Consider the following 23,553-nt stretch of genomic DNA (forward strand, 5'->3'; position numbering starts at 1 on the left):
CGATTGTCGTTGCTTTGCAGTATGAATATTATTAAGAAAGCCGCAACATCCCTGCTCGAAAGCGCCTTTGCAAGGGAAGGCCGGATATTGTCGGTGAAGTCCTGGCAGCCCGATACCGTCTTTGAACTGGAAGTGCATTTCCCCGAAATGTCCATGTCGAAATGGACGACCACGCAACATATGAAAGTGAAAGTCGCGGAAGGCGCCTACCGCGATTATACCCCCACGATGTGGAATGCCGCGAAGCAAACCTGTACGCTGGTTGTGGACGCGGTACATGACGGTCCCGGTAGCCGCTGGGCGCGACGGCTAAGGGCCGGCGATGCGCTTGTACACCTGGGGGTAGCATCAGCGCTGGACAAGCCGGAGCTGGATACGCCGATGTTCGCCATGGGCGACCTGAGCGCACTGGGACATTTCACGGCATTGCGGCAGCTCGCAGCGGGCCAGCCGGTGCAGATTGCCGTGGAAGCTCACGCGGCTGGTCATGAATCTTATTTGCGGGAGCTGCATGTAACACCGGTAGCCAGTGAAGCGGCACTATTGCAATGGTGGCGCAACCAACAGGCAACTGGTGGTATGGTATATCTCGCCGGCAACATGCGTTCCTGCATCAACCTGAGAAAAACAATTAAAGCGGAGGGCTTTAACGGGCGCGTTAGAGCACACGGTTTCTGGAAATAAAAACAAATTAACATGGCACACGAACATTGCAATCACACACATGCGCACCCGGTGGTAAAGAACCTGCTCATTGCCTTCGCACTGAACCTCGGCTTTTCTGTCGTCGAGTTTGTGGGAGGGTTGCTGACCAATTCGGTCGCTATCCTGTCGGATTCGATACATGACCTGGGCGATAGCGCTGCGATTGCAGCTTCCCTGGTGCTCGAAAAGCAGGCGGGCAAAGGCCGCACCCGGATATTCAGTTATGGCAAACGTCGCTTTTCTATATTAGCGGCTTTTATCACCTCGCTTATCCCGGTGGTGGGCGCTACCGTGATCATTTTCGAAGCCGTGCCGCGTTTCTTTCATCCGGAACCGGTGAAAGTGGTGGGCGTGCTTTGGCTCGCGGTGGCCGGACTGGCCTTCAACGGGCTGGCGGTGTTACGATTGCGTAAAAGCGGGAAATCATCCCTGAACCAGCGCGCGGTGATGCTGCACCTGGTGGAAGACGTATTGGGCTGGATAGCCGTACTGGCAGGCGGTGTGGTGATGTATTTCACGCAATGGTACTGGATAGACCCTTTGCTGTCGCTGGGCATAGCCGCTTTCATCTTGTACAACGCGGTCCGTAACATCTTATCAGTGTTAAAGATTTTCCTGCAGGCGGTGCCGGAGCATTTCGACGAAAATGGTATTGCAAATGCGCTGCAATCCCTTCCCGGGGTAAGGAGTGTGCACGATCTGCATGCCTGGACGATGGACGGTGAGCGGAATGTGCTAACAGTGCATCTCGTGGTCGATAAAAACCTTGCACCGGCGCAGGTGTACAACGTAAAGCGCCTGGCGCGGGAAGTGCTGATCACGTCCAATATCCAGCATCCAACCCTGGAAATAGAAAGGGAAGGAGAGGGCTGCCAGCTGGTGAGTTGTTAGCAAAACGCTCAACTTACCTATCTTTGTTCACCAAATGATAGACCTGTCAGACATCCGCATCGGTAACTTCGTCTGGTATTACGACCGGAACATGGAGGAAACAGCTTTCCAGGTGGAAGGTATTTATGAAGGCTATATCTACAATACCAGCCTGCCGCTCAGTAAACTGCCCGCCGAAAAGGCGAATCCCTTGCTGCTGGACCTGTACCTGCTCCGTCGCTTCGGTTTCCTGAAAGGCGATGCTGCTTACGGCGAAAGCGAGGAAGTATATTCGATCAAATACAGTCACAAAGACAGTTTCCATATCCTGTACCGCAATGATGCGTTTCAGCCTGTGCGCGATGTACTGGGCGCCGAACCTTACGGCCGGCCGGTTGTGCACGTGCACCAGTTGCAAAACCTGTTTCAGGCGCTCACGCGCGACGAGCTCGAGATATTTGAATAAATTTGGGCATGGAAACAACGCTGCACCGTCAACATGAAAACGGCGAAATGAATGGCGTGGTCTGGGCCTTCGACGGGATCGAAATGGGCCATTCCCGTTCCGTGTTCCAGGCGCTCACCAGCTTTGCCGGTAAAAGTGAAAAAGACGTGGTGCGCCTGCACTTCGGCCTCAAAGGCGATTATCGTTTCGATTACGCGCAGCTGCATACTTCCTATGACCTGGTGGGCAGTCATCATAACCTGATGTACACCAAAGATTTTGACATTACGGTACATAATAAAACGCTGGAGGTGGAAACCTTTGGCGTGCAATATCCGCGCGAACAATTCATCCGCTACACCGAACATGCCAGTGATACACTGAAGCGCTTTGCCGAACAGGTGGCCGATGGTAAAAACGTGATGCTGTCCGAACATTGGGGCAGTATCAGCCCGAATATCCAGCAGGTAATTGACCAGGTGTTGCACTGCCGCTACGGTGGTGACCTCAAACGCATGTTTATGCTGGCAAAAAGCATTGAGCTGCTTGTTCTTTGTGCCGACGCGTACGATGCCGCTGCACAGCGCGGAGAGCCGTTTCTTAAAAGCAAGGCCGACAAAGAAAAGATCATTGCCGTGCGCGACCTCATCAACGAAAAAGTAACCGATCCCCCGAGCCTGTCGCAGATTGCCCGCAGCGTGGGGTTGAATGAATACAAACTGAAGCGCGGATTCCGCGAAACTTTCCAAACAACCGTGTTCGGCTACCTCGCTGAGCAACGCCTCCACCTGGCACATCGCTATTTGCTCGACACGCAGAAAACAGCCGCCGAAATTTCTTTCGAGCTGGGATACGCTACCCCGCAACATTTCAACAACATGTTCCGTAAACGGTTCGGGCAAACGCCGGCCGCTGTCAGAAATAATCCGTAAAACGCAATCACTTTGGCCCGAAGCCTGCTAATATTGCCCTAAAATCATCAACATGGAAACTCCACTGGTAATCACGAATACGATCGAAATTCATGCGCACCTCGCCCAGGTATGGGATGTGCTCGTTAATCCGGAACATACCAAACGCTACATGTTCGGCTGTGTACCCGAAACAGACTGGCAGCCCGGTCAGCCCATCCTCTGGAAAGGTGTGTTCGATGGTGCGGAGATCACGGCCGTAAAGGGAGAGATCGTTCAGGTACGCCCGCTTCAACATCTTTCTTACACTGTAATAGATCCCAATAACAAAGAGATTCCCGATGTGCCGGAAAACTACCTGACCGTGACCTACGACCTGGCCGAGCTGAACGGCGCCACCACACTTACGGTAACGCAGGGCGACTACAACAAAGTGGCCGGGGGACAAAAGCGTTATGACGACAGCACCGCGGAAGGCGGCTGGGGCGCTATCCTCGAGCAGATTAAAAAACAGGCGGAAGAAGTATAAAAGGTTTTGTAAGTTTGAGGTATTAAACGCAATTGATAAATACCAGTTCATATAAGTGAAGCCGCGCTCCGTGGCTTATGACCTGCTATTCTCATTATATCAATTGAATTATTTCCCATGCAACATACCATCGCCGTGATCGGCGGAACCGGTAAAGCCGGTCAGTTTCTCGTGAAGTCGCTTGAAGACAGGGGCGTCAACACGCGTTTGTTATTACGTAAAAACGGCCACGATGTATGCCGTTATGAAGATGTGTACGATGTATTAACCGGCTGTACGGCTGTACTCAGCACGCTGGGCCAGCCGAAGGGTGCACCGCCCATATTTGAGAAGGCTACGGCAAACATCCTACGCGCCATGGAAGCTCACGGCATCCGGCGGTATATCGCGGTAACGGGACTCAGCATTAATGTGCCGGGTGATAAGAAATCGCTCTACACCCGGATGCGTGCTAAAATGATGAAGGCCATGTTCCCGGGTATTATCCGCAGTAAGCAATTGGAATATCGGTTGCTGGCGAAAAGTAACGCCGACTGGACGTTGATCCGCCTGCCATTTATCGTGCAGGCCAACATTACAGGAGCGCTGAAAGTGAGTGAGACGGACTGTTTGGGGAAGAAGGTGTATGCCGCTGCCCTGGCAGATTTTATGATCGCGCAACTCGATGACAAGCGTTATATAAAACGGGCGCCATTCGTAGCAAGTGAATAGAAAAAGGGAGCCACAACGGCTCCCTTTTTTATGGCACAAGTGGCGCCAGCGTATTTTTAATGATTTCTGCACATAGCTTCCTGTCGGCGCCGGCTTTTACAGATATGCTGATGCCGTACAGCGCATTCACGAGGTAACGCGCGACTGCACGCAGGTGTGGTATACGGCGGATCTGCCGGTCTTCAACCCCTGCTTTAACAATTGGTAAAACACGACTTCATGATCTTTCATGCAATCGGCGACGAGGTTGATCAATTCTGTTTCGCGCGGCGCCAGTTCAATGATCGCGTTTACGAGGAAACAGCCTTTGGGCTCTGCATCCACGAAACATTCGTCTACCGTCATCTGGAAAATAATGCGGATCGACTGTAAAGCGTTTACGGAGCGTTCTTTTATAGCTTTCAGGTTGCTGGCATAATTGCGTTTGTAACGTTTCAGTACTTTAATGAACAGCGAACGTTTATCGCCATACGTATCGTACAGGCTGGAGCGGCTGATGCCGAGCGTTTCGGTAAGTTCGCGCGGAGAGGTACCCTGGTAACCCTGCCGGCGGAAAAGTTCTACGGCTTTATCCAACACCGCATCCTCGTCAAACTTTTTCGTTCTTACCATAATTGCGTTCTTTCTTTAAAATTAACATATTGGAACTGGAATTCCAATTAGGCTATTTGGCCGCCATACGTTTACGGATGCGGCTGAGCGAAGGACCCTGGATGCCCAGGTACGATGCAATATGGTACAAAGGTACGGCATTAAAGATATCCGGGTGTTGACGCATTAGCTCCAGGTAACGTTCTTCGGGTGTTTGCCAGAGGAAATCCTCCATGCGTCCCATGATGAGGTTAAAGGCCATTTCGGCTACCAGGCGGCCGAACTTCTCCCATTCCTTCGACTGTGCATATAACTGGTACAGGTCGGTGATGTGGATGTACAGGATCGACGAGGCCGTCATGGATTCGGTGTGGTAATTACAGGGCTGCTGGTTCAGGAAACTCTTGTATGATACGATGATTTGTCCGCGGGTGGAGAAGAGCAGGTTCTTTTCCTCCGCATTTTCCGCGTGTACGTAATAGGTGCGAAACACGCCGTCCAGGATAAAACCGAGGTGTTTGCATACGTTGCGGTACTCATTATAGAACTCGCCCTTTTTATAGTGTTTCTCCTGCCAGTAGGGCAGCGAGAGATCAAACGCCGCATCGTCCATGCCGGCGAACTTTTTAATGGCTTCCCGCAGGAGGTCAATACCCGTAGTCATACAGCGAATATAGAGGGAAATGTTAAATGATGCGCACTGCGGTTTTACCAGATTTCCTGTTCCTGCTGGCGAGTGCCCGTGGATTGTTATCCCTGGCCTATATCGGGCCGCGTTATGCCGCTCTTGTATCTCATTCATTGGTACTTTATACTGCTGTTTTGTATCTTACTGCTATGCCGGTGAAGGCCTGCAGCCGCATCCTGTTCCTCGTGTCATGTGCGCAGATTTTGGGGTATATGGCCCCCGATAATCGTTTGATGGCCCCTGGCCAGGTGTTGGTGGGACGTGTGTTGCTTGCCCTACGGTATCGCCGGTACGAACACGTTATGTTTAAAGATTTAGCACCACACATGAAAAAGTTATTCACGTCAGCCCTTTGTCTGTTAGGGTGTATCGCCGCCTGGGCGCAACAGGTAAATCCCGCCCTGCTTAACGGCCAGTGGCCCGCCGCCTGGATATATTGCGCTTCCGCGCCCGTGCGCGATTACGGCGTTTTTCATTTCCGCAAAACGTTTGAGCTGCCGTCGAAACCCACATCGTTCGTGGTAAATGTATCGGCAGACAATCGTTACCGTTTGTTTGTAAATGGTACACCGGTGTGCAGTGGACCTGCACGCGGCGATTTATACAACTGGTATTTTGAAACGGTGGATATTGCACCTTACCTCCAATCCGGCCGCAATGTAATTGCCGCTTTGGTGTGGAATATGGGGATAGATGCACCGGTGGCGCAGGTGTCTAATCAAACCGGTTTTGTGTTGCAGGGGAATGGTGAAGCAGAGAAGATACTTAATACCAATGCTTCCTGGAAAGTGCTGCATAACAAGGCGTACACTCCCTGTTCGCAGGATAATGGCCCGCGCCTGCATTCGTATATGGTGATCGGGCCGGGTGATCGGGTAAATGGTGCCGCGTACCCCTGGGGGTGGGAGCAAACTTCGTACAACGATAACAGTTGGGAAGCCGCTAAAAGTATGGGCGGCGCACCGGTAGCCGGTTATGGTACCGATAACCGCTGGACGCTCGTCCCACGCAGTATCCCGCTGATGGCGGAGTCACTCCAGCGTATTCCGAAAGTGGCCCGCAGCAGCGAGGCTGTATCGGATGGCTTTTTATCGGGGAAGTCTTCGCTGACGATCGCGCCGAATAAAACCGTGCGTATTTTACTGGATCAGACGTTTAATACCGTCGCGTACCCGGAGCTGCTCGTCAGCCAGGGTGCGGGCAGCAGCATACAGCTTACGTACGCCGAGGCGTTGTATAATAATTTCAGGAAGGCGCATCGCGATCAGCTGGAAGGAATGGAGATCATGGGCAACTATGATATTTTTCAACCCGACGGCGGCGATAAGCGTTTGTTCCGCCCATTATGGCTGCGGACTTTCCGCTACCTGCAACTGGACATCACCACTGGTGCGCAGCCCTTAGTGCTGCACGACCTTCGCGGCATGTACACCGGTTATCCCTTCGAAGCAAAAGCCTCTTTCACTTCCAACGATGCCAGCCTGCAGGACATCTGGACGGTAGGCTGGCGCACCGCACGCCTTTGCGCCGGGGAAACGTACTACGACTGTCCTTACTATGAACAATTGCAATATGAAGGCGATACGCGTATACAGGCCCTCATCAGCCTGTACGTAGCGGGCGACGACCGCCTGATGCGCAAAGCTATTCACGACTTTTATTGCTCCCGCGTACCGGAAGGACTTACCCAGGGCCGTTATCCCAGCAACCGTTTACAGGTGATACCGCCGTTTTCGCTGTTCTGGGTGTCAATGCTGCATGATTACTGGATGCACCGTAAGGACGATCAGTTCGTACGGCAATACCTTACGGCAATGACCGGCGTACTGGACTGGTACCAGCGCCATCTCGATACAAAGAAACAAATGCTTGGCCCCATGAAGTGGTGGAACTTCACGGACTGGAATGCCGCGTTCCCGAACGGTACGCCGGATGGCGCTACCGATGGCAACAGTTCGATATTGAGCCTGCATTACGCCTACACGTTGCAGCAGGCTGCGGATCTGTACGCAGCTTATGGTCAGCCGGCGGCCGCGGCGAAAGCCCGGTCACAGGCGGCGGCGCTTAACAGGGCGACGTATGCCGCCTGCTTTAATGTGGCGCGTAATGCGATGGCTAATACGCCGGAGCAGCAGACATATAGCCAGCATGCGGGCATTATTGCCGTACTGGCGGGCGCTATTCCTACAAACAAGGAGCAGAAGGTGCTGCTGACGCTGATGAGCGATAGTACGATGAGTCAGGCTACGGCGTATTACCGCTTTTACCTGATGCGCGCGCTGAAAAAGGCGGGTATGGCGGACCGGTATTACAGCCAGCTGAAGCCCTGGCGCGATATGCTGGCGCTGGGTCTTACTACCTTTGCGGAGAAAGAAGAGCCCACCCGTTCGGATTGCCACGCCTGGAGCGCAAGCCCTAACTATGATTTCCTGGCTACGATCTGCGGCATTATGCCGGGGAGCCCCGGTTTTGCCACGGTGCGTATTGCACCTGCTCTGGGTGAACTAACCGAGGTGAAAGGCAGCATGCCACATCCAGCGGGAATGATAACCGTGGCGCTGCAACGAAAAGGCGTGGCGGGTATCACCGGCAATGTGACCTTACCGCCGGGGGTAACCGGCGAATTCAGCTGGAAGGGGAAGACAATCAAACTGGTCTCCGGGCAACAACAAATTCAACAATAGATAGAGGCGGCTAGATTAGCCGCCTTTTTTATGCATCGGGTGCGATGGAATAGCAGCTTTAAAATAAATGTCATTTAAACAATTATATTGCCTATCTTAAGTAAGCAAAATCCAGATCGATTCCACGGCCACAGGCATTTACGTAAACCCGCATTGTTCAATTCCAAAACCCACTTTATGAAACTGTTTTTTCGAATTTTACCTGCTTTTATAGCATTGTTTTTATCGTCCTGTAAGAAAGACGTTCGTCCTGTAGAAAAACTGAGCTTACAAGACCAGCAACAGGCAGCAATAGCGGCTGCCACCTGGGAAACAGTACTGGACGCCACTTCGTTTGCCAGTTACACGGCGTTTGAAGCGAAATGGAACTACCTGTATCCCTGGGGCTCCGACCATAACGGCAGCGCGCGCATGTATGCCAGTGCTACCGATCACAATCACGTTTATTTATCCAACAATGAGCTGAATATCCTGGCGACGAAAATCACCTGGAATGAAGGCAACAGTACTTCTACACCTTATTATGCGATTAAGTACCATTCCGGCGCGGTGAATACGAAGGAACACGTGGTGATTAACGACCAGTTCCCTAACTGGGAAGTGAAGTGCGACTTCCAGGCGCCGTCTGTATTAGGCTCCTGGCCCGCGTTCTGGCTTACCGGTGTAAACAGCTGGCCGCCTGAAAGTGATATCATGGAGTTTAAAGGCAATAACAACAACTGGCAGAACACTTTTCGTACCTCCGCTGACGTAAGCAGTACCATCACGGCCGTGTCTAATCCAGCGGCGTGGCATACTTATCGCGTGTGGATCACGAAGACCAGCGCTACCGACGTAGCGATTCACTATTACATTGATGGTGTGTGGAAAGCGCAGCACAACGCGAATTTCGTGAACAAACCACTGTATGTGATCATCAATATGCAAATGGAGGGATCGAGCGGAACGCCCGGCCCTACAGCGAATACTTACCTGAAAGCGCGTAACATTTATATTGGCCGTACGAGAGCGTACTAACAATTTTTTGATTCGCCTGTGGTCGTTTTTTTGATATATTTATCCTTCTAAAAATACCTATGATGAAGAAAGTTTTGTTAACCGGCGGCGCCTGTTTGTTGGCCGTTACGGCGTTTTGTCAATTGCAGTCCGCCACGTTCGCCGACAGGGTACAGATTCAGGACATGGAAATCCAGACCCAGCATCTTTTAAAGGGATTATGGATGCTTACCAATACCGGGGCTAACCAGCACCAGGGCACTGCGGTAGTGGGTTTGCAGCGAAAGAACTACTTTTCGTCTGCCGGATCCGGTGACGATTACAACGACAAAGTAGGCATCTGGCTGAAAGGTTATTACCAAAATTTAGGTGGTGCAATGCCAATTTACATTGGCGGTGACGGTTTCAATACCGATGATTGTAAAATGATGGTGGACCGCAGTGGTAATGTGGGCATCGGTACAGTGGATGCCGGCACGTTTTTTAACCTGAACCAGGCGTCTTATCCCACTTACTCGGGCAGTGATAAAGTACTGGCAATACATTCTTCCGCACAGCCGGTGCTGGAGTTAGCCCGTAATGTAACCGGCGCTGCAGCCGGTACGCGCGTTGGCGGCCTGTATTTCACCAATACAACAGCACAACAGGATGCTCACCGCCAGTTGGCCGGTATCTGGACCGAAAGCCGCATCAGCAGCGGCTACCCTACGCTCCCCGGAGGACGGCTGGTATTTATGACCAAAGTACCGGCAGGTGGCACACAACAGAAGATGATATTCGATGAATCGGGTTGCCGGGCATTGGTACGGAAACCACGCATGGCTACAAGCTGGCCGTAGCAGGTACCATGATCGCCGAAAAGGTAAAAGTGAAAACAGTCGCCAACTGGCCCGACTACGTTTTTGCAGACGCTTACCAGCTACCATCTTTGGGAGATGTAGCAAAGTACATCCGCGAGCATCAACGTCTACCCGAAATGCCTTCGGCAGAAGAAGTAAAGCAGGAGGGAATCGAATTGGCAGAAATGGATAAAAAGCTGTTGCAGAAGATCGAGGAACTTACCCTGTATGTCATCAAACTGGGAGAGGAGAATCAACAATTGAAGAAGGAAATGGAGGAGATTAAAGCGACTAGGTAAACAAAACGCCCGGAAACATCTTCCGTGCGTTTTTTATAATACCTGTGAAAGCTCCAGCCGCTGACCATCTTCGAACAGCCGCACTCTTAAACGGATGTAATCGATATCCTGTACGGCGCGTTTGCTCGCAATTGCCTGCACCGCTGCAGTGGCAGCGCTTTGGCCCAGTATCATAAACACCGGCTCCATGCGGATAGAGCCGTAGGCAATATGCGAGGCGGAGATGCAAACCGGCACCAGCAGGTTATTGCATTCGTGTTTTTTCGGTACAATAGCGCCGTAGGAAATGCGGTAGGGCTGAGGTGTGCCAATGCCGACGTCGCCTTCGTTTTGCACGGAGCCGTCGCTCGTAATGTAGCGTTGTACGTTGTGTGCATCCAGTGTGTAGGAGCCCATTCCAATAGGTTGTTTCACCGCGCGTTTGCTAAGTGTTTCGTGTTCGGTCATCACTTCGGCGCCCACCATCCGGCGTGCTTCCCGGATGTAAAGCTGATGGGGCCAGTTGCCGTTATCTGTAAATTCATCTTTCGCCAAACCCCACCGGCCCATTTCATACCGTACATCCCGCGGTACGCGCGGATCGTTAGCCAGAAGTAAAGTAATCCTTTCTGGTAAATCTCATGTTCCTTAATGATCGCCGCGCGGCGGGCATAATCGGCTTCGGGGTAATCGTAATTCATACCGATGTTATCGAAGCTGAAAGGGCCGTGGTTATTGGCGTCTGTCTTATAGTTAGGAACCGGGTCAAACTTGGAAAAGGTTTCGCGCCAGCCGGTATTGAATACACGTAACAGCAATTCATACTGCGAGGCATCGTATCCCGGTGGTTTGGTAAAGGCCACGCGGTTTTCTTTTTCTGGGTAAGACAAAGGCGGAAGCAATAGGCCTGGATGCGTTTGTCGCCATCGCCACGCCGGCCGGGCGGAACGGGGGATACGCGAGGTAATACGCCACTGGACGGCTTTCCCGGTATTTTGTACGCGCTGATGCTTTTTTAAAGTAATGACCATGGTGTAATACGCCTACCTGCACACCGTTCCATTCTTCGTTATATACTTTAGACGCTTCGCGGCCAACCTGGTAACTCACGCCGGCTGCGGCCATCAGGTCTCCTTCGTATGTAGCGTCGATAAACATTTTACCGAGAAACTTTTTGCCGCTCAGGGTTCGGATAGATGTGATGCTGCCCGCATTTTTTGACACGCCGCTTTTGCGGTCGAGCCACTCATTCCGGTACACGGGTATCTGGTATTCGTTAATAAAGTCTTCGAAGATCTGCTCGGCTACATGAGGCTCAAAAACCCACATGGTACGTTCCCTGCCATCCATCGCGGGGGTACCCTGACCAATATTGCCATAATCGTCCGGGTCCTGCCAGGGCCATGCAGACGGCTGCTGGTAATGTTTGTATACACGGTGATAGAACTCCCTGGCGATGCCACCGATCGTAGATTTATTACCGGTATCTGTAAAGCCTAATCCATTGGAAGATAATCCGCCCAAATGTTTATCCGGCGATACAATGATCACTGACTTTCGCATGCGGCGGGCCTGCACTGCGGCACTGATGGCTGCCGGCGTGCCGCCGTAAATAATAATATCGGCTTCGTACCCGGCAATAGAGATGGGGTATGTGCATGGCTGTAGCCTGGGCTGATAAGTTGGAAAATAGCCAGGACTGCCAATAGCAGCGTTTTTCTCATTTCAAGTTGTTCTTTAAAGACTGTCCTAATTTGCTTTAAACGGTATTCTGCGAACGATTTTTTGAGGCTAATGTTGATTGTTTACCATTTGTTGGTTTAAATATAGGGAATTGCTCCCGACTTTATAAAAACATTCGTTAATGATAACACGATGAACATACATAATGGATTACTACTTTCAGTAAGGCCTGTTCACTTAGGCGTTCTATCATTACAATACCTGTGCCGCTAATATCTCAGCCCATGGAAGTTATGCGCTGGCTGATATGCGGCCTTGCCCTGCGGTTTTGCTTTAATGGTTATACAATGAATGGTGCAGCCGCTTATTCTATTGGCCTGGATGCTGCCGTTAACGCTGTTACTAACGCTGGCGGTTAATCAGTGAAAGGTACTCATCGGGGAAAAATTCCCTCATACTGGTGGTCACGTTGCGCATAGGCGCCGCCGCCGGCAAATAGCCGATCAGCCCACGTTCGCTGTTAACGGACAGCCGGACAGCTGCAGGTGTTACCCGGCAGAGGCGCGACAACAGGCCGGTACGCGCGGCGGAACAGTTGTACAATGTGGGTGCATTGGGCGGCCACGGACGGAGCAAGGCGAAACTTAGCCCGTTTTTGGGTATTTTTAATGTAGTGCTGCCGGTGGAGATCAATAAGGTAAACTGACCGGTGCCGTTCAATACCCCTGAATATGGAGAAACTTTTTGTCGATCAGTCTGTAGAGATACAAGCTCCCCGGCCATTGTCTGGGAAGTGCTCACGCATCCGGAACTTAACCTGCAATGGATTCATGAATGGTGGCCGGAAGTCGTGGAGCTCAAATCGGAATGGAAAACCGGTGGCCCGGTGCAATGGTTGCTGGCAAACGAGGTAGCCGGCGCGGAAGGCCGCGTGTTCATTTCCAATCCTCCTTCGTTACTTAGTTTCAGTTTTAAAACGGAAGAAGATAAACAGGAAGATATTACTTACAAGCTGGAGGAGATCGACTGTGGAACGCGTTTATCTGTTTCAGTGGGAGACTTTGCCGATTCGGAGGACCATATCGCCTGTTTTCCCGGGGCCGTGGTAGCCTGGAGCAAGTCGCTGCCGAAAATCAAGGAGCTGTCGGAACAGCATATCGTACAATTATAACAGGCCCTTTTCTTTCATCACCTGTTCCTGGTCTTCATGCGCAATATACATCACGATCTGCGCCTCGCGGGTGGGGTGGTACAGCAGGTAGTGCATGTCGAACACGATGTTCGCTGTGCCCGGCTTTTTATAGCTGGCCGACCAGGTTACTTTCGCCATCGTATAACTTTTGCTGATCGCCTCGCTGGATACGTTTAGAACCGTCATATCGGAGAGGCCGGTTCTGAGGTTAAACTGGTGCACTTGTCCCAGCCACTCCACGAATCTTTCGTCGTTTTTATATACCTGGTTGCCATTGGGACCGGCCGCAATGAAGCTGGGCGCGTAAAACGCGGTCAGATCGCCATATGCTCCGCTCGTGGAAAGCCTGGCATACTGGTTAAAGTACTCCTGTATCGCCGTCATAATGTATCCGTTTGAGTAGAACGTGCCAAAACGGATGCCAGCTATAAGCCCGCCGGACGCGGCTATTGGTAGATTTTTATCATTTGGGACAGTACATCGTTAATGGTATCTATCGGAAGGTCGGCTTCGGGGTCGAAGAGGAGGATCTTCATCCGCGCGCGTTTCTCGGGCAACAAGTCGGGGTGATGGATCAATTTACCTTCTACCAGTCCCAGGTAAGGCTGACCATATTTCTTGTGTGTCCAGAGGTAACAACACATCTTTTGGTCGTAACAAAAGAAGGGCATCCGGTACTTCCAGGCCTCCTGTAAATGGACGTCGAATTGCAGGATGTAGCTGCGTAGCGCCAGCAGGCAGCTTTTTTCCGGTTCAGGGCGTTGGAGGAAATATTGATCGATTTCGCGCATTGTTATATCTTGTAAGTTCAACAACCGTATAAGCACAAGTTATGAAATATGCCGTTTATGCCCTTTGCCTGCTGGGCCTTTTTACCGGTTGCCGCACGCAAAAGCAGCCTGGCACAGCGTCGGAGCGGTGGGTTAAGTTATTCAATGGGAAAGATATCAATGACTGGTTCGTGAAAATCCAGCATCATGAAGTGAATGAGAACTTCGGGCAAACCTTCCGGGTAGAAGACGGTATTATCAAGGTGCGGTACGACCAGTACGGCGAGTTCAACGACCAGTTTGGCCACCTCTATTACAAAACGCCTTTTTCTTACTACCACCTGAAGATGGAGTACCGCTTCGTGGGTGAATTGCATCGCGGCGCACCCAGTTACACCCTGCGCAACAGCGGCGTCATGTATCATTCGCAGGACCCGCGTACCATGCCCAAAGAGCAGGACTGGCCTATTTCCATCGAAATGCAGTTCCTGGGGGCCTGGGCGACGGTAAAGAGCGCACCACCGGTAACATGTGCTCTCCCGGCACGCATATCGTATACGAGGGCAAACTTGATACCCGCCATTGCATCAATTCCACTTCCAAAACCTATGACGGCGACCAATGGGTGAAAGCGGAACTGATCGTACTCGGCGACTCCCTCATTACGCACATCATTAACGGAGATACCGTTATGCAGTACTCCAAACCGCAGATCGGCGGAGACGTTGCCAATCGTTACGACCCCAAAGAGTTCAAAGACGGAAAGATCCTGGATAAAGGGTTTATTGCCTTGCAGAGTGAAGGACAGCCGGTGGATTTCCGGAATGTGGAATTGCTGGATCTCAGTAAGCGGTATAAGAAGTAAAGTGTTGATTATAAAGCGATAGCGCCGGGTTGCTGACAGCAGCCCGGCGCTATTTGTTAATGGGATCGTAAGACCATCCTAAGACCATCTTTCGCTGATCCTTCGCTCATCCACCGTTCAATCGGCCGTGGTAGCGGTTTTAACGTAGGATGAGCGAAGGATCAGCGAAGGATCCAGTAAGGATCATATAACATTGCACCCTTACTGAACCGTCACTGAACCATCACTGAACCATCACTGCACCATGCACCCCGGCCCTTTACCCTTCCTAAGTCTACCCGGGGGCAGGCTGGTCCTTTGACGAAATGGAAGGCTGGTGTGATGAATTGTCCGGAATCGCACAAGATGACCCGGAAACGTACGGGGGCGAACATGAAAAAGTGATGTTAAGTGTTGGAAATCAGCAGGTAGGGAAGTGGCATTAAGATTGGATAAGTGGATACGTGCTTTTACGGCTTACCGCTATTCACAGTAAAAGTACAATGCAATCCGCGTCAATCGTGCGAATTGCGTTTTTGGTTATTAACAGGGCCTTTCAAGGTCATCCCCGCAGTGCGTTGACTAATTCATTTACAAACGGGGAGAAGCATATTAGAGCCGCGTACTTTTACGCGGCTCCATTATTTTAAGGAATTAGTGTCCACCTTTGCCTTTTCCTCCGCTGCCGCTCTGCTGGTTGCGGTAGAACATGATGTCGCGATCGAACAGGTAAAGACCGCTCTTGTCTTCGCCGATCAGTTCCAGTTTATCGTTCAGTGTGCGGGCCAGTCTTTCTTCCTCGATCTGTTCAGAAACGTACCATTGCAGGAAGTTATAGGTCGCATAGTCCTTTTCTTTCAGGGCCATGTCTACCAGGTCGTTGATGCTCTCGGATACCTGCAATTCATGGCGCAGGAATTCTTCGAACACGCGCTTCAGCGACTGGAAAGTGATAATGGGCTGCTCCAGCGCAGGTACTACTGCAAAACCACCACGTTCATTGATATACTTCAACAGTTTCAGCATGTGTACGCGCTCTTCTTCAGACTGTTTATCGAAGAAGTCGGCCACACCCTGCAAGCCAGGTTGAATATCGGCCCATGAATGCATGGCGAGATATGCCTGGGAGGAAGCTGCTTCCAGCGCCAGCTGTTTGTTCAGCGCTTCTTGTAAAGTTTTGCTAAGCATAAGTATAAGCGGTTGTTAGTTAAGTAAATATACGGTTTTGCAACATTATAATGCCGGTGTTTAGCGGCCACCGGGGCGTCAAAGAAAATAGAAGCCTGTTTGTCAAAACCTTCCGGCGCATCCGTGGTGTAAAAAACGCGTGAACCGCCCCGGCTGCATACGCCTTCTATCTCCGGGTGGCGCTGCAGGTAGTCAACCAGGCTATCGGCCACAATACTCCCCTGTGATAAAATCGTCATGCCTTCGGGTACGTATCGTTTTATTTTGTTGATGAGCAGCGGGTAGTGGGTGCAACCCAGTACGATCGTGTCTATGGCCGGTTCGCGGGATAACAGCTGGCCGATGTATTTGCGGATGAAATAGTCCGCGCCCGCATCGTTCCATTCGTTGTTTTCCACCAGCGGTACCCACATGGGACAGGCTTGCTGCAACACCGTTATATCCGGGAAGAACCTGGCAATTTCTATCGGGTAAGATTCGGACGCGATGGTTCCGGCAGTACCCATCACACCTACCTTGCGGCTCCGGCTGTAGTCGCCTACTACTTCTGTTGTTGGACGAATCACCCTAATACCCTTCTGTCCGGGTCAATGCGGGGTAAATCGTTCTGCTGGATGCTGCGTAACGCTTTGGCAGACCGTGTTACAGGCGAGTACTACCAGCCGGCAGCCCATATCGAACAGGTGCTGTACGCATTCGAGCGTGTAGTGGTAAACGGTATCGAACGAGCGTGTGCCGTACGGTGCGCGGGCATTGTCGCCGAGATAAATGTAGTCGTACTGCGGCAGTTTATTAACCAGTTCTTTCATTACGGTTAAACCGCCATATCCTGAGTCGAAAACGCCAATCGGTCCTGGTGTGTGCATCTTTCTGTGTTATCCTTGATGGAAAGTTACGGCTTTATCATTAATTACCGTAAGGCGCGTCAGTCTCCATAAGCAGATAATGGTATAAAATGCCCACAACGCGCAGAGGTGAAACAGCGCGCCCGGCCGGTCTGCAATGCCCGCGCCCTGCTGTACAATGCCCTGGTATAACTGCAGGAAAGGGGTGGTGGGCAGCAACATGGAAAACCACTGCAGGGCTGCCGGCAGCTTCTCGAGCGGCCAGGTATAACCGGTCACGAGGAAGAAAGGATACGTAGAAAATGCCATCACCTGCGTGCAAAGCAACTGCGAGCGGAATGCCAGTCCGATCACGATGCCCATCGGGATAAGGCTAAGTATAAAGAGCAACATGACCAGCGATAGTTGCCAGCCGCTGCCGCGCATCTCCAGGTGCAGTATATTGAAGTTCACGTTCAGGAAAAAGAAGGCGTAGGTGGCAAACAGCAATACATAAAATAAGCCTTTGCCCCATAGGGCTGTCGAGGGGTTGTAGTTGGATAGTTGTATCCATGCAGCAATACCGTTTTTTTGTCTCTCCGCCGATGCGCCGCCACTCAATCCGAGTAATAAGGTTTGCTGCAGAATCAAAGCCAGTAAGCCCGGCAACAGGAAGCTGCCATAACTGGATTTTTCATTGAACAGGGGCCGGTAATCAAGCATTACCGGTTGCGTTTCCTGCATGGCCATGTCGTTATTGAGGCCCTGCATCTGCGCATATTTGAGCCTTACCCCCGCACCGGCAGTGAGTCCTACCTGGGTAATAGCACCCAGCAGATCGCTGGAGGGCAGGAAACGCGCGGCGTTTAGTCCCACCACCATATTGGCCTGTTGCAACGAAAGTATCTTTCTTTCCAGTCCTTTTTCGATATAAAGAAACCCCTGGCTGGTACCACGTTTTACGTCTTCCTCCGCTTCCTGCAGGCTGGCGACGTACCGCACTTCCGCCATCTGTGTACGGCCGATCTGTTCCGTCAATTGGCGTGAAAGCTTGCTATGGTCGTCGTCTACTACCGACAGCGGTACTTTTTCTTCCTCCTTGTTGGAATAAATACTCCCATAGAAAAAGGCGTACAGCAACGGGGCGATCAGCAGCGTGAGCAGCAGGCTGTGATCTTTGGTCACCATCTTTACTTCGCGTAGCAATATATTAGCGAACGGCATAGGCGGGTTTTCGTTTAAACTGTATCCTTAAAAAGAATACCGCGATGAAGAAAGTGAAGCCTATAAAAAGCAGCAGCCGTATTATTTCCGGAAATGCGTATTTGAGTGGCAGTTGCATAAAGTGAATCTTGAAGAACGCGTCCAGGAAAAAGGTGTAGGGCATGATGTTCGCGTAATACTGATCGTACCAGGGCATAGCCCACCGTGGAAACGTGAAGCCGCTGAACACAAAGGCCGGCGAGGTATAGAATAGTGCAATATCACAGGCCAGCATTACATCTTTCACGATGGCGGATATCATGAGCCCGATGCCGATACAGGCCAGTGCTAAAACATTAAAGAGGATAAACAGGTTAATCGTAGTACCCGTGCGGTTGAGTCCGAAAATCGGAAAGATAACGCCCGCCATCAGTAGGAAATTGATCCATGAAACGCTTAAGTGCGCCAGCGTTTTACCGGCAATAACCACCCCCGCACTGTTGCCGGCGATCCTTTGCAGTTCGGGCATGCAACCGTCTTTCCACTCCATGTTCAACAGTAATACGGCTACCATGATGATCATCATTTGTAAAGCAACGGTAACCAGGCCCGGTACCGGTATTGCTGGTAATTATAGTCCGGGTTGTAGAGTGGGTAGGTGCTCATTTTTACCGGCATCACCAGCGCCATGGCCTTCCGCGTGGGCATGCCGGTTTTCACGAGTTTTTGCAGAATAACGCCGGAACCTGCGGTAATAATCACCTGCGCAGCATCTTTATAAATCAGTTTACCGGGTACGAGGGACGAAGTATTGGTGTATAACGTAATCCGCACCGGGTGCCGGCTTTTAACATCCTGCTCCATGTGTTTGGGAAAGTGTACGGCGCCGAGAATACGGCCTTCGCGCATGGCCTGCTGTATCTCTGTTTCGCTATGCAGCTGCTCCGTAATATGAATGGTTTCGGCCTGTTCGAGCATGAAAGTTACCTGCCGCGACAGTGCGCCGCGGTCTTCATCCCAGATGGCGACGGGCAGATCGGCCACTTTCTGTGCATTGTAAATAAAGGCGTAAAAGAAGAAGAGCAGGGGCGGGATCACGATGAGTACCAGGTAGTATTCCGGCCGCGAAAATATTCGCTTCCATTCTCGCAGGGTGATATGTAAAATGGCGCTCATGGAAGCAATGCAGCCGTCATTCCGGAGCGCAGCCCGCGGATGGCGTTCATATTTTGAGGGGTGATCTCAATGGTGAATGTGCGCAGTTCAAATGCACCCTTCTCTTTGGTGGGCACCCAGTTGGCGTATTCCAGCGAAGGTGCTACGCTGGTTACTTCCGCATCAAACTTTTCGGGTTCGCAGCCGGGCACCTGCAGCCGTACTTTGGTGCCGGGGATCAGCCGTCCCGCTTTATCCTGGCGGATGTTAAACCGTGCGGTATATGACTGGTTTTTCTGTAACGTCATCATCGGGTAACCGATAGACACAATTTCTCCTTCATGAATGATGAGAGAAGAGATAATACCGTCTGCCGGTGCGTAAATCCGGGTATTTTCAGACAACGCTTTGGTGAGTTCGTAGCCCTGTTCGGCCTGCCGGAGTATGGCGGTGGCAGTTTGCAGCAGCTCGGGCTGTGTGCCTTTTGCAGCATTTCCTGGTTAAGCCGGGCAATCTCCATCTCTTTCTGTGCGGCCTGGTATTTAAAATGAATAAGATCGCGTTCCGTGCCGGATACCACGCTGTCGCGGTACAGGCGGTCGAGCCGTTCATAAGTTTTTTTCGCCAGATCATATTGGTCTTGCGCGATCTTGTAGATGTTACCGGCCGACTGCACCATTTCCGGTCTTGCGCCTTTTTCCAGCAGCTTTAACTGCCCCTGTGCGGCATCGATGGCTGCCCGCGCCTGTTCGCGTACGGCGTTGATCTCGGTGGTACGCAGTACGCCAAGCAGCTGGCCTTTCCGTACAGTATCACCCTGTTTTACGAGCAGCGAATCCAGGCGGCCGGGAAACTCGGCGGCTACATCTACATACGCGGCGTCGATCATGCCGAGGGGCTGGGTGTTTTCCTTACCGTTGCCTTTTAACAGGAACAGCAGCGCGGCCAGCAGGATCACTACCGGGATGAGCAGCGCCCAGTATTGTTTTAAAAATGACTTCATTGTATAACAGGTGCAATTTGTTGAGGTGTGCCAATAATGTTGTAATACTCCGCCAGCGCGAGGTAGTAACCGGTTACGGCGGTATAATAAGCCTTCGCGATCTCTTCCTCTACCAGCAGCGATTCGTTCAATTCCTTTACAGACGCCATTTCTTCGTTGCGCCGTTGCCGGATCAGCATAGTGGTGGCCTGTGCCTGTTGCCGTGCCATGCCGAGTACGGCTATGTCTTGTTGCAAGGCAGTTACCTTGTTGCGTGCGATCGCTGCGCCGGCTTGCAAAATACTCTTGGTGTTTGCTGTGGCCAGTTTCGCTTCTTCTACCAGCTGCCCGGCCGCTTTTTGTTTACGTTGATGTGATAACCCGCTGAAGATGGTCCACTGCATTTCCACGCCTACAAGCCATGGGGGCATGGTAACGGGCAGATCGCGCTGGTAGAGGTTCAGGCTGGCGATGCCAAATACATTTGGGAGGGATAAAGACCGGATGCTTTCACCGCCGTTTCCGCCAATGCCGTTTTACTGTCGACCGCCCGGTAGGTGGCGTTCTGCCGCCAGAACTCCGTGTTTTCCTGTGCGGTGGTGAGCGAAGTATAGCGCAGCGTATCGTCGATCTGCAAGGCGGTGTCCTGCGGCAGTTGCAGTAACCGCCGCATTTCTATCAGCGCATTTGCCTTTTCCAGTTCCCGGTTGTGTTGCCGTGTAACTGCCTGCGCCAGCGCTACGGTGGCCCAGTTGCGCAGGTAGGGCGGGATCAGCTGGTTCTTCACCATTGACGCCGCATACTGTTCATTTTGCGCCATTTCAGCTACGATCCGCTGTTGGCTGCGCAATAACGTGTTCATATAAAGGATACGGATATACGTGGCTGCCACTGCAAAGTCAAGCTCCTTTTGCACCAGCTCCACGTTGACAACGCCCGACTCGTACGTTGCCCGGGCAAGGTCGCGTGCGGTATTGAGTTTGCCGCCGAGGTAAATTGGTTGCCGCAGTCCCAGGGCGGCGGTGAAGTACGATTGTTTGCTGAGGGGCGGATTATAATCCGGGTAAATGCCGTTGATAATATTGCGGGAGAGATCATGGATGCGGTCTTGCACGGTTTGCGGCATATCGCTGCCAATGATCTCTTTGTATACTTCGGCAGCGGCGGCGGTGCTTTGTGCGGAGGAGCCGTTCACGATGCCATTGCGCACAGTTTGCAGGTTTACCTCAAGGGGTTTGCCGAGGTAATTATAACCCGCGAGGAGGTCTACTTTCGGGAGGTAGGTAACTTCTTCCGCTTTAAGCTGGTATTGCCGCGCGGTTAACGATCGGCGGGCCTGTTCTATACTCACATTACGTTCCCGGGCAAGGCGGAAGCACTCGTCCAGGCGGAGTCCGGAAGATTGGGCGGATGATAACAGCGTGCACAGGCACAGGAGAAATGGGAGCAGTAATTTCATGCTTAAGGCTTCTTTCTAATAACAGCGATTCATCCATTTTGTTAAACAGGATTGATAATTTTTTTAGCATTTTTTTGCTAAGTTTGTTAGTATGAAGAGAGCGGGACATGCAGACATGCCTTTACATTATGGTCACGTTCCCAAATGGCTGGCCGAGCGGATGACGTCATTGGGCGGTGCTATTGTAGAGGCGATCGTGATGGACTACGGGAAATCTGCCGTATTGCAGCGGTTGAGCGATCCTTGCTGGTTCCAGGCGCTGGGTTGTGTGATGGGGATGGACTGGCATTCTTCCGGTATTACCACTTCCGTAATGGGAGCATTGAAGCGGGCGATTAACCCGATGTCGGACGCACTGGGTATTTACGTTTGTGGCGGCCGCGGTTCGCATTCGCGTAAGACGCCGGAGGAATTATTGCGGCTGGGCGACCGCACCGGTATCGATGGCGTGGCGATGGTACAACATAGCCGCCTGGCAGCGAAGGTCGACAATACCGCTATCCAGGATGGTTTTCAATTATACCTGCACAACTTCATCGTAACGGATGACGGCGAATGGGCGGTGGTGCAGCAGGGCATGAACGAGGTGTCGCGTACGGCAAGGCGGTATCACTGGCATGCGCCAACCGTCAGCTCCTTTGTGGATGCGCCGCATGCAGGCATTTACGGTCCCAACCAGGGCATGATCCTGAACCTGGTGCACCGGGAGGCCGATGTGACGCGTAACAGCATCGTGGACATGGTACGCCGGGAGGCCGCTGATATATTACCTGCTTATAAAGAACTGGTGATGCCCCATCATCACGAGGTGCGGGCGAAGGACGTGCAGCTGAAGCGCCTGGGTGCGGTGCTGGCGCTTTCGTACGAGCGGCCGCCGGGCGATTTTGAATCGCTGCTCCTGATGGAAGGAGTAGGGCCACGCACGTTGCAGTCGTTAACCCTGGTGAGTGAGGTGATCCATGGCACGCCGTCGCGTTTTACAGACCCCGCCCGCTTTTCATTCGCGCATGGGGGTAAAGACGGGCATCCGTTCCCCGTGCCCACGAAAACGTACGATGAAACTATCGGCATCCTGCGTGGCGCGGTATACAAGGCGAAGATCGGGCAGCGGGACAAGCATGAAGCTATTCGTTCCCTGGCGGATTTCTCTGCATCGCTGGAGAAGGATTTCATTCCCAACAACCAGTTCGATCAGTGGGTGCAGCACGAGCGGGATACCTCGTACCTGTATGGTGGCCGGACGGTGATGGGTAAGGCAAAACCGCCGGCGAAGGAGAGTGGCCAGTTGTCATTGTTTTAACCGGCGGTCGTTGTGGCACGATCTTCAGCGGTGGCGCTTCCGCCAACGACAATAAAAAGGGGAGAGCGAAGGCTCTCCCCGGTACAATGGATTAAAGGCCGGGTGCATGGCATTTCTTCATCACGTTACAATATTATCGGGGAGAAAATTGCGTAAGCATAACAGGCCAGTATGCTGATGAGAATGAGGCTGGTGCATAGCGCCTGCATCCAGAAAAGTAGTTCCAGCTTCATATCCGGGATCTGTTTTCCATCCCGGGTTTCAAACGCTGCTTTCCGCGGATCGGGCGTAAGTGAAGTAATCGCAATAAGCAGGACGGTTAAACCTCCGTTAATTAAGGCGATTGCTCTCAGGAATTGTACGCCTGCTGTATCAGGCAGCAGCGGAAATATTTCCCGGAAAATAACCCACCACAGCAGGAGGAAAATAAGCTGGATAAGCAACGCATGTTTAATTGTCCATCTGGTACCTCCATTTGCCGGGAACAATACGTAATGCGCTCTTTTTATCCAACAATAAAGCAGGACGAGGCTCGCGATCATATCTACTGCGGAAGTAGTAGCGGTAGGTCCGGAAGATTCTTCACCAGATACACTGGCATGTGCTTCCGTTTGTTTGTTGCGCAGGGACAGGTCTCTTGCCGTCCGGGCAATCTTTCCGAGCCAGCATTCGGCCCGGTTGTTTTGGATACTATTCATTTTTAAAA

Annotated in this window: 33 protein-coding genes; 14 read left to right on the forward strand and 19 right to left on the reverse strand. The window is 51.9% G+C overall.

The features are described 5' to 3' along the window. Positions 1 to 21: 21 nt before the first annotated feature. The 6 genes from MKQ70_RS05210 (at position 22) to MKQ70_RS05235 (ending at position 4,171) form a co-directional block, all read left to right on the forward strand. Positions 22 to 684 carry a ferredoxin reductase domain-containing protein gene (locus tag MKQ70_RS05210; protein ID WP_248068858.1) on the forward strand — a complete coding sequence of 221 codons (663 nt, stop codon included), beginning with the start codon at positions 22 to 24 and terminating at the stop codon, positions 682 to 684. A gap of 12 nt (positions 685 to 696) precedes the next feature. Further along, on the forward strand, positions 697 to 1,596 hold the full coding sequence (locus MKQ70_RS05215) for a cation diffusion facilitator family transporter (protein WP_248068860.1): 900 nt from the start codon (positions 697 to 699) through the stop codon (positions 1,594 to 1,596). A gap of 34 nt (positions 1,597 to 1,630) precedes the next feature. Further along, complete coding sequence (locus MKQ70_RS05220; protein WP_248068862.1) at positions 1,631 to 2,041, forward strand: hypothetical protein; 411 nt, start codon at positions 1,631 to 1,633, stop codon at positions 2,039 to 2,041. Between the two features lie 8 nt (positions 2,042 to 2,049). Next, positions 2,050 to 2,952: a helix-turn-helix transcriptional regulator gene (locus MKQ70_RS05225; protein WP_248068864.1), complete on the forward strand. Its 903-nt coding sequence runs from the start codon at positions 2,050 to 2,052 to the stop codon at positions 2,950 to 2,952. Positions 2,953 to 3,004: 52 nt separating this feature from the next. Next, positions 3,005 to 3,460, forward strand: a complete 456-nt coding sequence (locus MKQ70_RS05230; protein WP_248068865.1) for an SRPBCC family protein — start codon at positions 3,005 to 3,007, stop codon at positions 3,458 to 3,460. A 117-nt stretch (positions 3,461 to 3,577) separates the two neighbouring features. Then, a complete protein-coding gene (locus MKQ70_RS05235) occupies positions 3,578 to 4,171 on the forward strand; it encodes an NAD(P)-dependent oxidoreductase (RefSeq protein ID WP_248068867.1) in 594 nt (197 codons plus the stop codon). Between the two features lie 126 nt (positions 4,172 to 4,297). Here MKQ70_RS05235 and MKQ70_RS05240 read toward each other — a convergent pair whose 3' ends face one another. Both MKQ70_RS05240 and MKQ70_RS05245 read right to left on the reverse strand, forming a co-directional pair. After that, the gene (locus MKQ70_RS05240; RefSeq protein ID WP_248068869.1) at positions 4,298 to 4,783 is read right to left on the reverse strand and encodes a TetR/AcrR family transcriptional regulator; all 486 of its coding nucleotides are present in this window, start codon (positions 4,781 to 4,783) and stop codon (positions 4,298 to 4,300) included. A gap of 52 nt (positions 4,784 to 4,835) precedes the next feature. Then, positions 4,836 to 5,426 (reverse strand): Crp/Fnr family transcriptional regulator, encoded by a 591-nt coding sequence (locus MKQ70_RS05245; protein ID WP_248068871.1) that lies wholly within the window; start codon positions 5,424 to 5,426, stop codon positions 4,836 to 4,838. A 26-nt stretch (positions 5,427 to 5,452) separates the two neighbouring features. Between MKQ70_RS05245 and MKQ70_RS05250 the strand changes: the two genes are divergently transcribed. The 4 genes from MKQ70_RS05250 (at position 5,453) to MKQ70_RS05265 (ending at position 10,268) form a co-directional block, all read left to right on the forward strand. Continuing rightward, positions 5,453 to 8,134, forward strand: coding sequence for an alpha-L-rhamnosidase-related protein (locus MKQ70_RS05250; RefSeq protein WP_248068875.1), 2,682 nt, complete (start codon positions 5,453 to 5,455; stop codon positions 8,132 to 8,134). Positions 8,135 to 8,311: 177 nt separating this feature from the next. Further along, a complete protein-coding gene (locus tag MKQ70_RS05255; RefSeq protein WP_248068878.1) occupies positions 8,312 to 9,151 on the forward strand; it encodes a LamG domain-containing protein in 840 nt (279 codons plus the stop codon). Between the two features lie 59 nt (positions 9,152 to 9,210). Continuing rightward, positions 9,211 to 9,969, forward strand: coding sequence for a hypothetical protein (locus MKQ70_RS05260; protein WP_248068881.1), 759 nt, complete (start codon positions 9,211 to 9,213; stop codon positions 9,967 to 9,969). Next, a complete protein-coding gene (locus MKQ70_RS05265) occupies positions 9,921 to 10,268 on the forward strand; it encodes a hypothetical protein (RefSeq protein ID WP_248068884.1) in 348 nt (115 codons plus the stop codon). Before MKQ70_RS05260 ends, MKQ70_RS05265 begins: the two co-directional genes overlap by 49 nt. Before the next feature lie 33 nt (positions 10,269 to 10,301). Here the strand turns inward: MKQ70_RS05265 and MKQ70_RS05270 are convergent, their stop codons facing one another. The 4 genes from MKQ70_RS05270 to MKQ70_RS05285 form a co-directional block, all read right to left on the reverse strand. After that, positions 10,302 to 10,817, reverse strand: a complete 516-nt coding sequence (locus MKQ70_RS05270) for an FAD-dependent oxidoreductase (protein ID WP_248068886.1) — start codon at positions 10,815 to 10,817, stop codon at positions 10,302 to 10,304. Continuing rightward, positions 10,715 to 11,110 carry an FAD-dependent oxidoreductase gene (locus MKQ70_RS05275; RefSeq protein ID WP_248068888.1) on the reverse strand — a complete coding sequence of 132 codons (396 nt, stop codon included), beginning with the start codon at positions 11,108 to 11,110 and terminating at the stop codon, positions 10,715 to 10,717. The genes MKQ70_RS05270 and MKQ70_RS05275 overlap by 103 nt, the downstream gene beginning before the upstream one ends. Further along, positions 11,067 to 11,954, reverse strand: a complete 888-nt coding sequence (locus MKQ70_RS05280; RefSeq protein WP_308199416.1) for an FAD-dependent oxidoreductase — start codon at positions 11,952 to 11,954, stop codon at positions 11,067 to 11,069. The genes MKQ70_RS05275 and MKQ70_RS05280 overlap by 44 nt, the downstream gene beginning before the upstream one ends. Before the next feature lie 378 nt (positions 11,955 to 12,332). After that, on the reverse strand, positions 12,333 to 12,650 hold the full coding sequence (locus MKQ70_RS05285; RefSeq protein WP_248068892.1) for a hypothetical protein: 318 nt from the start codon (positions 12,648 to 12,650) through the stop codon (positions 12,333 to 12,335). Here MKQ70_RS05285 and MKQ70_RS05290 point away from each other — a divergent pair. Next, positions 12,640 to 13,101: an SRPBCC family protein gene (locus MKQ70_RS05290; RefSeq protein WP_308198936.1), complete on the forward strand. Its 462-nt coding sequence runs from the start codon at positions 12,640 to 12,642 to the stop codon at positions 13,099 to 13,101. The two genes, MKQ70_RS05285 and MKQ70_RS05290, sit on opposite strands and share 11 nt — an antisense overlap. On the opposite strand, the gene MKQ70_RS05295 is transcribed toward MKQ70_RS05290, so the two are convergent. Both MKQ70_RS05295 and MKQ70_RS05300 read right to left on the reverse strand, forming a co-directional pair. Continuing rightward, complete coding sequence (locus MKQ70_RS05295) at positions 13,096 to 13,506, reverse strand: DUF6841 family protein (RefSeq protein WP_248068896.1); 411 nt, start codon at positions 13,504 to 13,506, stop codon at positions 13,096 to 13,098. The two genes, MKQ70_RS05290 and MKQ70_RS05295, sit on opposite strands and share 6 nt — an antisense overlap. A 62-nt stretch (positions 13,507 to 13,568) precedes the next feature. Then, entirely contained in the window at positions 13,569 to 13,913 is a 345-nt protein-coding gene (locus MKQ70_RS05300; RefSeq protein ID WP_248068898.1) for a DUF1801 domain-containing protein, read from the reverse strand. 41 nt (positions 13,914 to 13,954) lie between these two features. On the opposite strand from MKQ70_RS05300, the gene MKQ70_RS05305 reads away from it, so the two are divergent. Further along, positions 13,955 to 14,521, forward strand: coding sequence for a 3-keto-disaccharide hydrolase (locus tag MKQ70_RS05305; protein ID WP_282456233.1), 567 nt, complete (start codon positions 13,955 to 13,957; stop codon positions 14,519 to 14,521). Then, a complete protein-coding gene (locus MKQ70_RS37735) occupies positions 14,422 to 14,757 on the forward strand; it encodes a 3-keto-disaccharide hydrolase (protein WP_282456234.1) in 336 nt (111 codons plus the stop codon). Before MKQ70_RS05305 ends, MKQ70_RS37735 begins: the two co-directional genes overlap by 100 nt. A gap of 633 nt (positions 14,758 to 15,390) precedes the next feature. Here MKQ70_RS37735 and MKQ70_RS05310 read toward each other — a convergent pair. Genes MKQ70_RS05310 through MKQ70_RS05355 form a run of 10 tightly spaced genes read right to left on the reverse strand, consistent with a single transcriptional unit; the run spans position 15,391 to position 21,547 of the window. Beyond that, complete coding sequence (locus tag MKQ70_RS05310) at positions 15,391 to 15,924, reverse strand: ferritin (protein WP_248068900.1); 534 nt, start codon at positions 15,922 to 15,924, stop codon at positions 15,391 to 15,393. After that, positions 15,894 to 16,490 (reverse strand): glutamate racemase, encoded by a 597-nt coding sequence (locus MKQ70_RS05315; RefSeq protein WP_248068902.1) that lies wholly within the window; start codon positions 16,488 to 16,490, stop codon positions 15,894 to 15,896. The genes MKQ70_RS05310 and MKQ70_RS05315 overlap by 31 nt, the downstream gene beginning before the upstream one ends. A gap of 21 nt (positions 16,491 to 16,511) precedes the next feature. Further along, positions 16,512 to 16,790, reverse strand: coding sequence for a glutamate racemase (locus tag MKQ70_RS05320; RefSeq protein ID WP_248068905.1), 279 nt, complete (start codon positions 16,788 to 16,790; stop codon positions 16,512 to 16,514). 9 nt (positions 16,791 to 16,799) lie between these two features. Further along, positions 16,800 to 17,972, reverse strand: coding sequence for an ABC transporter permease (locus MKQ70_RS05325; RefSeq protein ID WP_248068907.1), 1,173 nt, complete (start codon positions 17,970 to 17,972; stop codon positions 16,800 to 16,802). Further along, positions 17,959 to 18,525 (reverse strand): ABC transporter permease, encoded by a 567-nt coding sequence (locus tag MKQ70_RS05330; RefSeq protein WP_248068909.1) that lies wholly within the window; start codon positions 18,523 to 18,525, stop codon positions 17,959 to 17,961. Before MKQ70_RS05330 ends, MKQ70_RS05325 begins: the two co-directional genes overlap by 14 nt. A gap of 8 nt (positions 18,526 to 18,533) precedes the next feature. Then, positions 18,534 to 19,127 (reverse strand): ABC transporter permease, encoded by a 594-nt coding sequence (locus MKQ70_RS05335; RefSeq protein WP_248068911.1) that lies wholly within the window; start codon positions 19,125 to 19,127, stop codon positions 18,534 to 18,536. Then, positions 19,124 to 19,435: a hypothetical protein gene (locus tag MKQ70_RS05340; protein ID WP_504907955.1), complete on the reverse strand. Its 312-nt coding sequence runs from the start codon at positions 19,433 to 19,435 to the stop codon at positions 19,124 to 19,126. The genes MKQ70_RS05335 and MKQ70_RS05340 overlap by 4 nt, the downstream gene beginning before the upstream one ends. Next, on the reverse strand, positions 19,414 to 20,109 hold the full coding sequence (locus MKQ70_RS05345; RefSeq protein WP_248068914.1) for an HlyD family secretion protein: 696 nt from the start codon (positions 20,107 to 20,109) through the stop codon (positions 19,414 to 19,416). The genes MKQ70_RS05340 and MKQ70_RS05345 overlap by 22 nt, the downstream gene beginning before the upstream one ends. After that, on the reverse strand, positions 20,106 to 20,519 hold the full coding sequence (locus MKQ70_RS05350) for a TolC family protein (RefSeq protein ID WP_248068917.1): 414 nt from the start codon (positions 20,517 to 20,519) through the stop codon (positions 20,106 to 20,108). The genes MKQ70_RS05345 and MKQ70_RS05350 overlap by 4 nt, the downstream gene beginning before the upstream one ends. 29 nt (positions 20,520 to 20,548) lie before the next feature. Next, positions 20,549 to 21,547 carry a TolC family protein gene (locus MKQ70_RS05355; RefSeq protein WP_248068920.1) on the reverse strand — a complete coding sequence of 333 codons (999 nt, stop codon included), beginning with the start codon at positions 21,545 to 21,547 and terminating at the stop codon, positions 20,549 to 20,551. Between the two features lie 91 nt (positions 21,548 to 21,638). Here MKQ70_RS05355 and MKQ70_RS05360 point away from each other — a divergent pair, with 91 nt between their 5' ends. Then, a complete protein-coding gene (locus MKQ70_RS05360) occupies positions 21,639 to 22,847 on the forward strand; it encodes a DUF763 domain-containing protein (RefSeq protein WP_248068922.1) in 1,209 nt (402 codons plus the stop codon). Between the two features lie 125 nt (positions 22,848 to 22,972). Here the strand turns inward: MKQ70_RS05360 and MKQ70_RS05365 are convergent, their stop codons facing one another. Then, positions 22,973 to 23,545 carry a hypothetical protein gene (locus MKQ70_RS05365; RefSeq protein ID WP_248068924.1) on the reverse strand — a complete coding sequence of 191 codons (573 nt, stop codon included), beginning with the start codon at positions 23,543 to 23,545 and terminating at the stop codon, positions 22,973 to 22,975. Between the last annotated feature and the right edge of the window lie 8 nt (positions 23,546 to 23,553).

Source organism: Chitinophaga sedimenti (genome assembly GCF_023156195.1).
GTDB classification, from domain to species: Bacteria; Bacteroidota; Bacteroidia; order Chitinophagales; family Chitinophagaceae; genus Chitinophaga; species Chitinophaga sedimenti.

What these genes read in the sequence shown, in the direction of transcription:
- MKQ70_RS05210 (WP_248068858.1), top strand. Translation starts at nt 22, where the DNA reads ATGAATATTATTAAGAAAGCCGCAACATCCCTGCTCGAAAGCGCCTTT.
- MKQ70_RS05215 (WP_248068860.1), top strand. Translation starts at nt 697, where the DNA reads ATGGCACACGAACATTGCAATCACACACATGCGCACCCGGTGGTAAAG.
- MKQ70_RS05220 (WP_248068862.1), top strand. Translation starts at nt 1,631, where the DNA reads ATGATAGACCTGTCAGACATCCGCATCGGTAACTTCGTCTGGTATTAC.
- MKQ70_RS05225 (WP_248068864.1), top strand. Translation starts at nt 2,050, where the DNA reads ATGGAAACAACGCTGCACCGTCAACATGAAAACGGCGAAATGAATGGC.
- MKQ70_RS05230 (WP_248068865.1), top strand. Translation starts at nt 3,005, where the DNA reads ATGGAAACTCCACTGGTAATCACGAATACGATCGAAATTCATGCGCAC.
- MKQ70_RS05235 (WP_248068867.1), top strand. Translation starts at nt 3,578, where the DNA reads ATGCAACATACCATCGCCGTGATCGGCGGAACCGGTAAAGCCGGTCAG.
- MKQ70_RS05240 (WP_248068869.1), bottom strand. Translation starts at nt 4,783, where the DNA reads ATGGTAAGAACGAAAAAGTTTGACGAGGATGCGGTGTTGGATAAAGCC.
- MKQ70_RS05245 (WP_248068871.1), bottom strand. Translation starts at nt 5,426, where the DNA reads ATGACTACGGGTATTGACCTCCTGCGGGAAGCCATTAAAAAGTTCGCC.
- MKQ70_RS05250 (WP_248068875.1), top strand. Translation starts at nt 5,453, where the DNA reads ATGATGCGCACTGCGGTTTTACCAGATTTCCTGTTCCTGCTGGCGAGT.
- MKQ70_RS05255 (WP_248068878.1), top strand. Translation starts at nt 8,312, where the DNA reads ATGAAACTGTTTTTTCGAATTTTACCTGCTTTTATAGCATTGTTTTTA.
- MKQ70_RS05260 (WP_248068881.1), top strand. Translation starts at nt 9,211, where the DNA reads ATGATGAAGAAAGTTTTGTTAACCGGCGGCGCCTGTTTGTTGGCCGTT.
- MKQ70_RS05270 (WP_248068886.1), bottom strand. Translation starts at nt 10,817, where the DNA reads ATGGGCCGGTGGGGTTTGGCGAAAGATGAATTTACAGATAACGGCAAC.
- MKQ70_RS05295 (WP_248068896.1), bottom strand. Translation starts at nt 13,506, where the DNA reads ATGACGGCGATACAGGAGTACTTTAACCAGTATGCCAGGCTTTCCACG.
- MKQ70_RS05300 (WP_248068898.1), bottom strand. Translation starts at nt 13,913, where the DNA reads ATGCGCGAAATCGATCAATATTTCCTCCAACGCCCTGAACCGGAAAAA.
- MKQ70_RS05305 (WP_282456233.1), top strand. Translation starts at nt 13,955, where the DNA reads ATGAAATATGCCGTTTATGCCCTTTGCCTGCTGGGCCTTTTTACCGGT.
- MKQ70_RS37735 (WP_282456234.1), top strand. Translation starts at nt 14,422, where the DNA reads ATGTGCTCTCCCGGCACGCATATCGTATACGAGGGCAAACTTGATACC.
- MKQ70_RS05310 (WP_248068900.1), bottom strand. Translation starts at nt 15,924, where the DNA reads ATGCTTAGCAAAACTTTACAAGAAGCGCTGAACAAACAGCTGGCGCTG.
- MKQ70_RS05320 (WP_248068905.1), bottom strand. Translation starts at nt 16,790, where the DNA reads ATGCACACACCAGGACCGATTGGCGTTTTCGACTCAGGATATGGCGGT.
- MKQ70_RS05325 (WP_248068907.1), bottom strand. Translation starts at nt 17,972, where the DNA reads ATGCCGTTCGCTAATATATTGCTACGCGAAGTAAAGATGGTGACCAAA.
- MKQ70_RS05330 (WP_248068909.1), bottom strand. Translation starts at nt 18,525, where the DNA reads ATGGTAGCCGTATTACTGTTGAACATGGAGTGGAAAGACGGTTGCATG.
- MKQ70_RS05335 (WP_248068911.1), bottom strand. Translation starts at nt 19,127, where the DNA reads ATGAGCGCCATTTTACATATCACCCTGCGAGAATGGAAGCGAATATTT.
- MKQ70_RS05345 (WP_248068914.1), bottom strand. Translation starts at nt 20,109, where the DNA reads ATGAAGTCATTTTTAAAACAATACTGGGCGCTGCTCATCCCGGTAGTG.
- MKQ70_RS05350 (WP_248068917.1), bottom strand. Translation starts at nt 20,519, where the DNA reads ATGCCCCCATGGCTTGTAGGCGTGGAAATGCAGTGGACCATCTTCAGC.
- MKQ70_RS05355 (WP_248068920.1), bottom strand. Translation starts at nt 21,547, where the DNA reads ATGAAATTACTGCTCCCATTTCTCCTGTGCCTGTGCACGCTGTTATCA.
- MKQ70_RS05360 (WP_248068922.1), top strand. Translation starts at nt 21,639, where the DNA reads ATGAAGAGAGCGGGACATGCAGACATGCCTTTACATTATGGTCACGTT.
- MKQ70_RS05365 (WP_248068924.1), bottom strand. Translation starts at nt 23,545, where the DNA reads ATGAATAGTATCCAAAACAACCGGGCCGAATGCTGGCTCGGAAAGATT.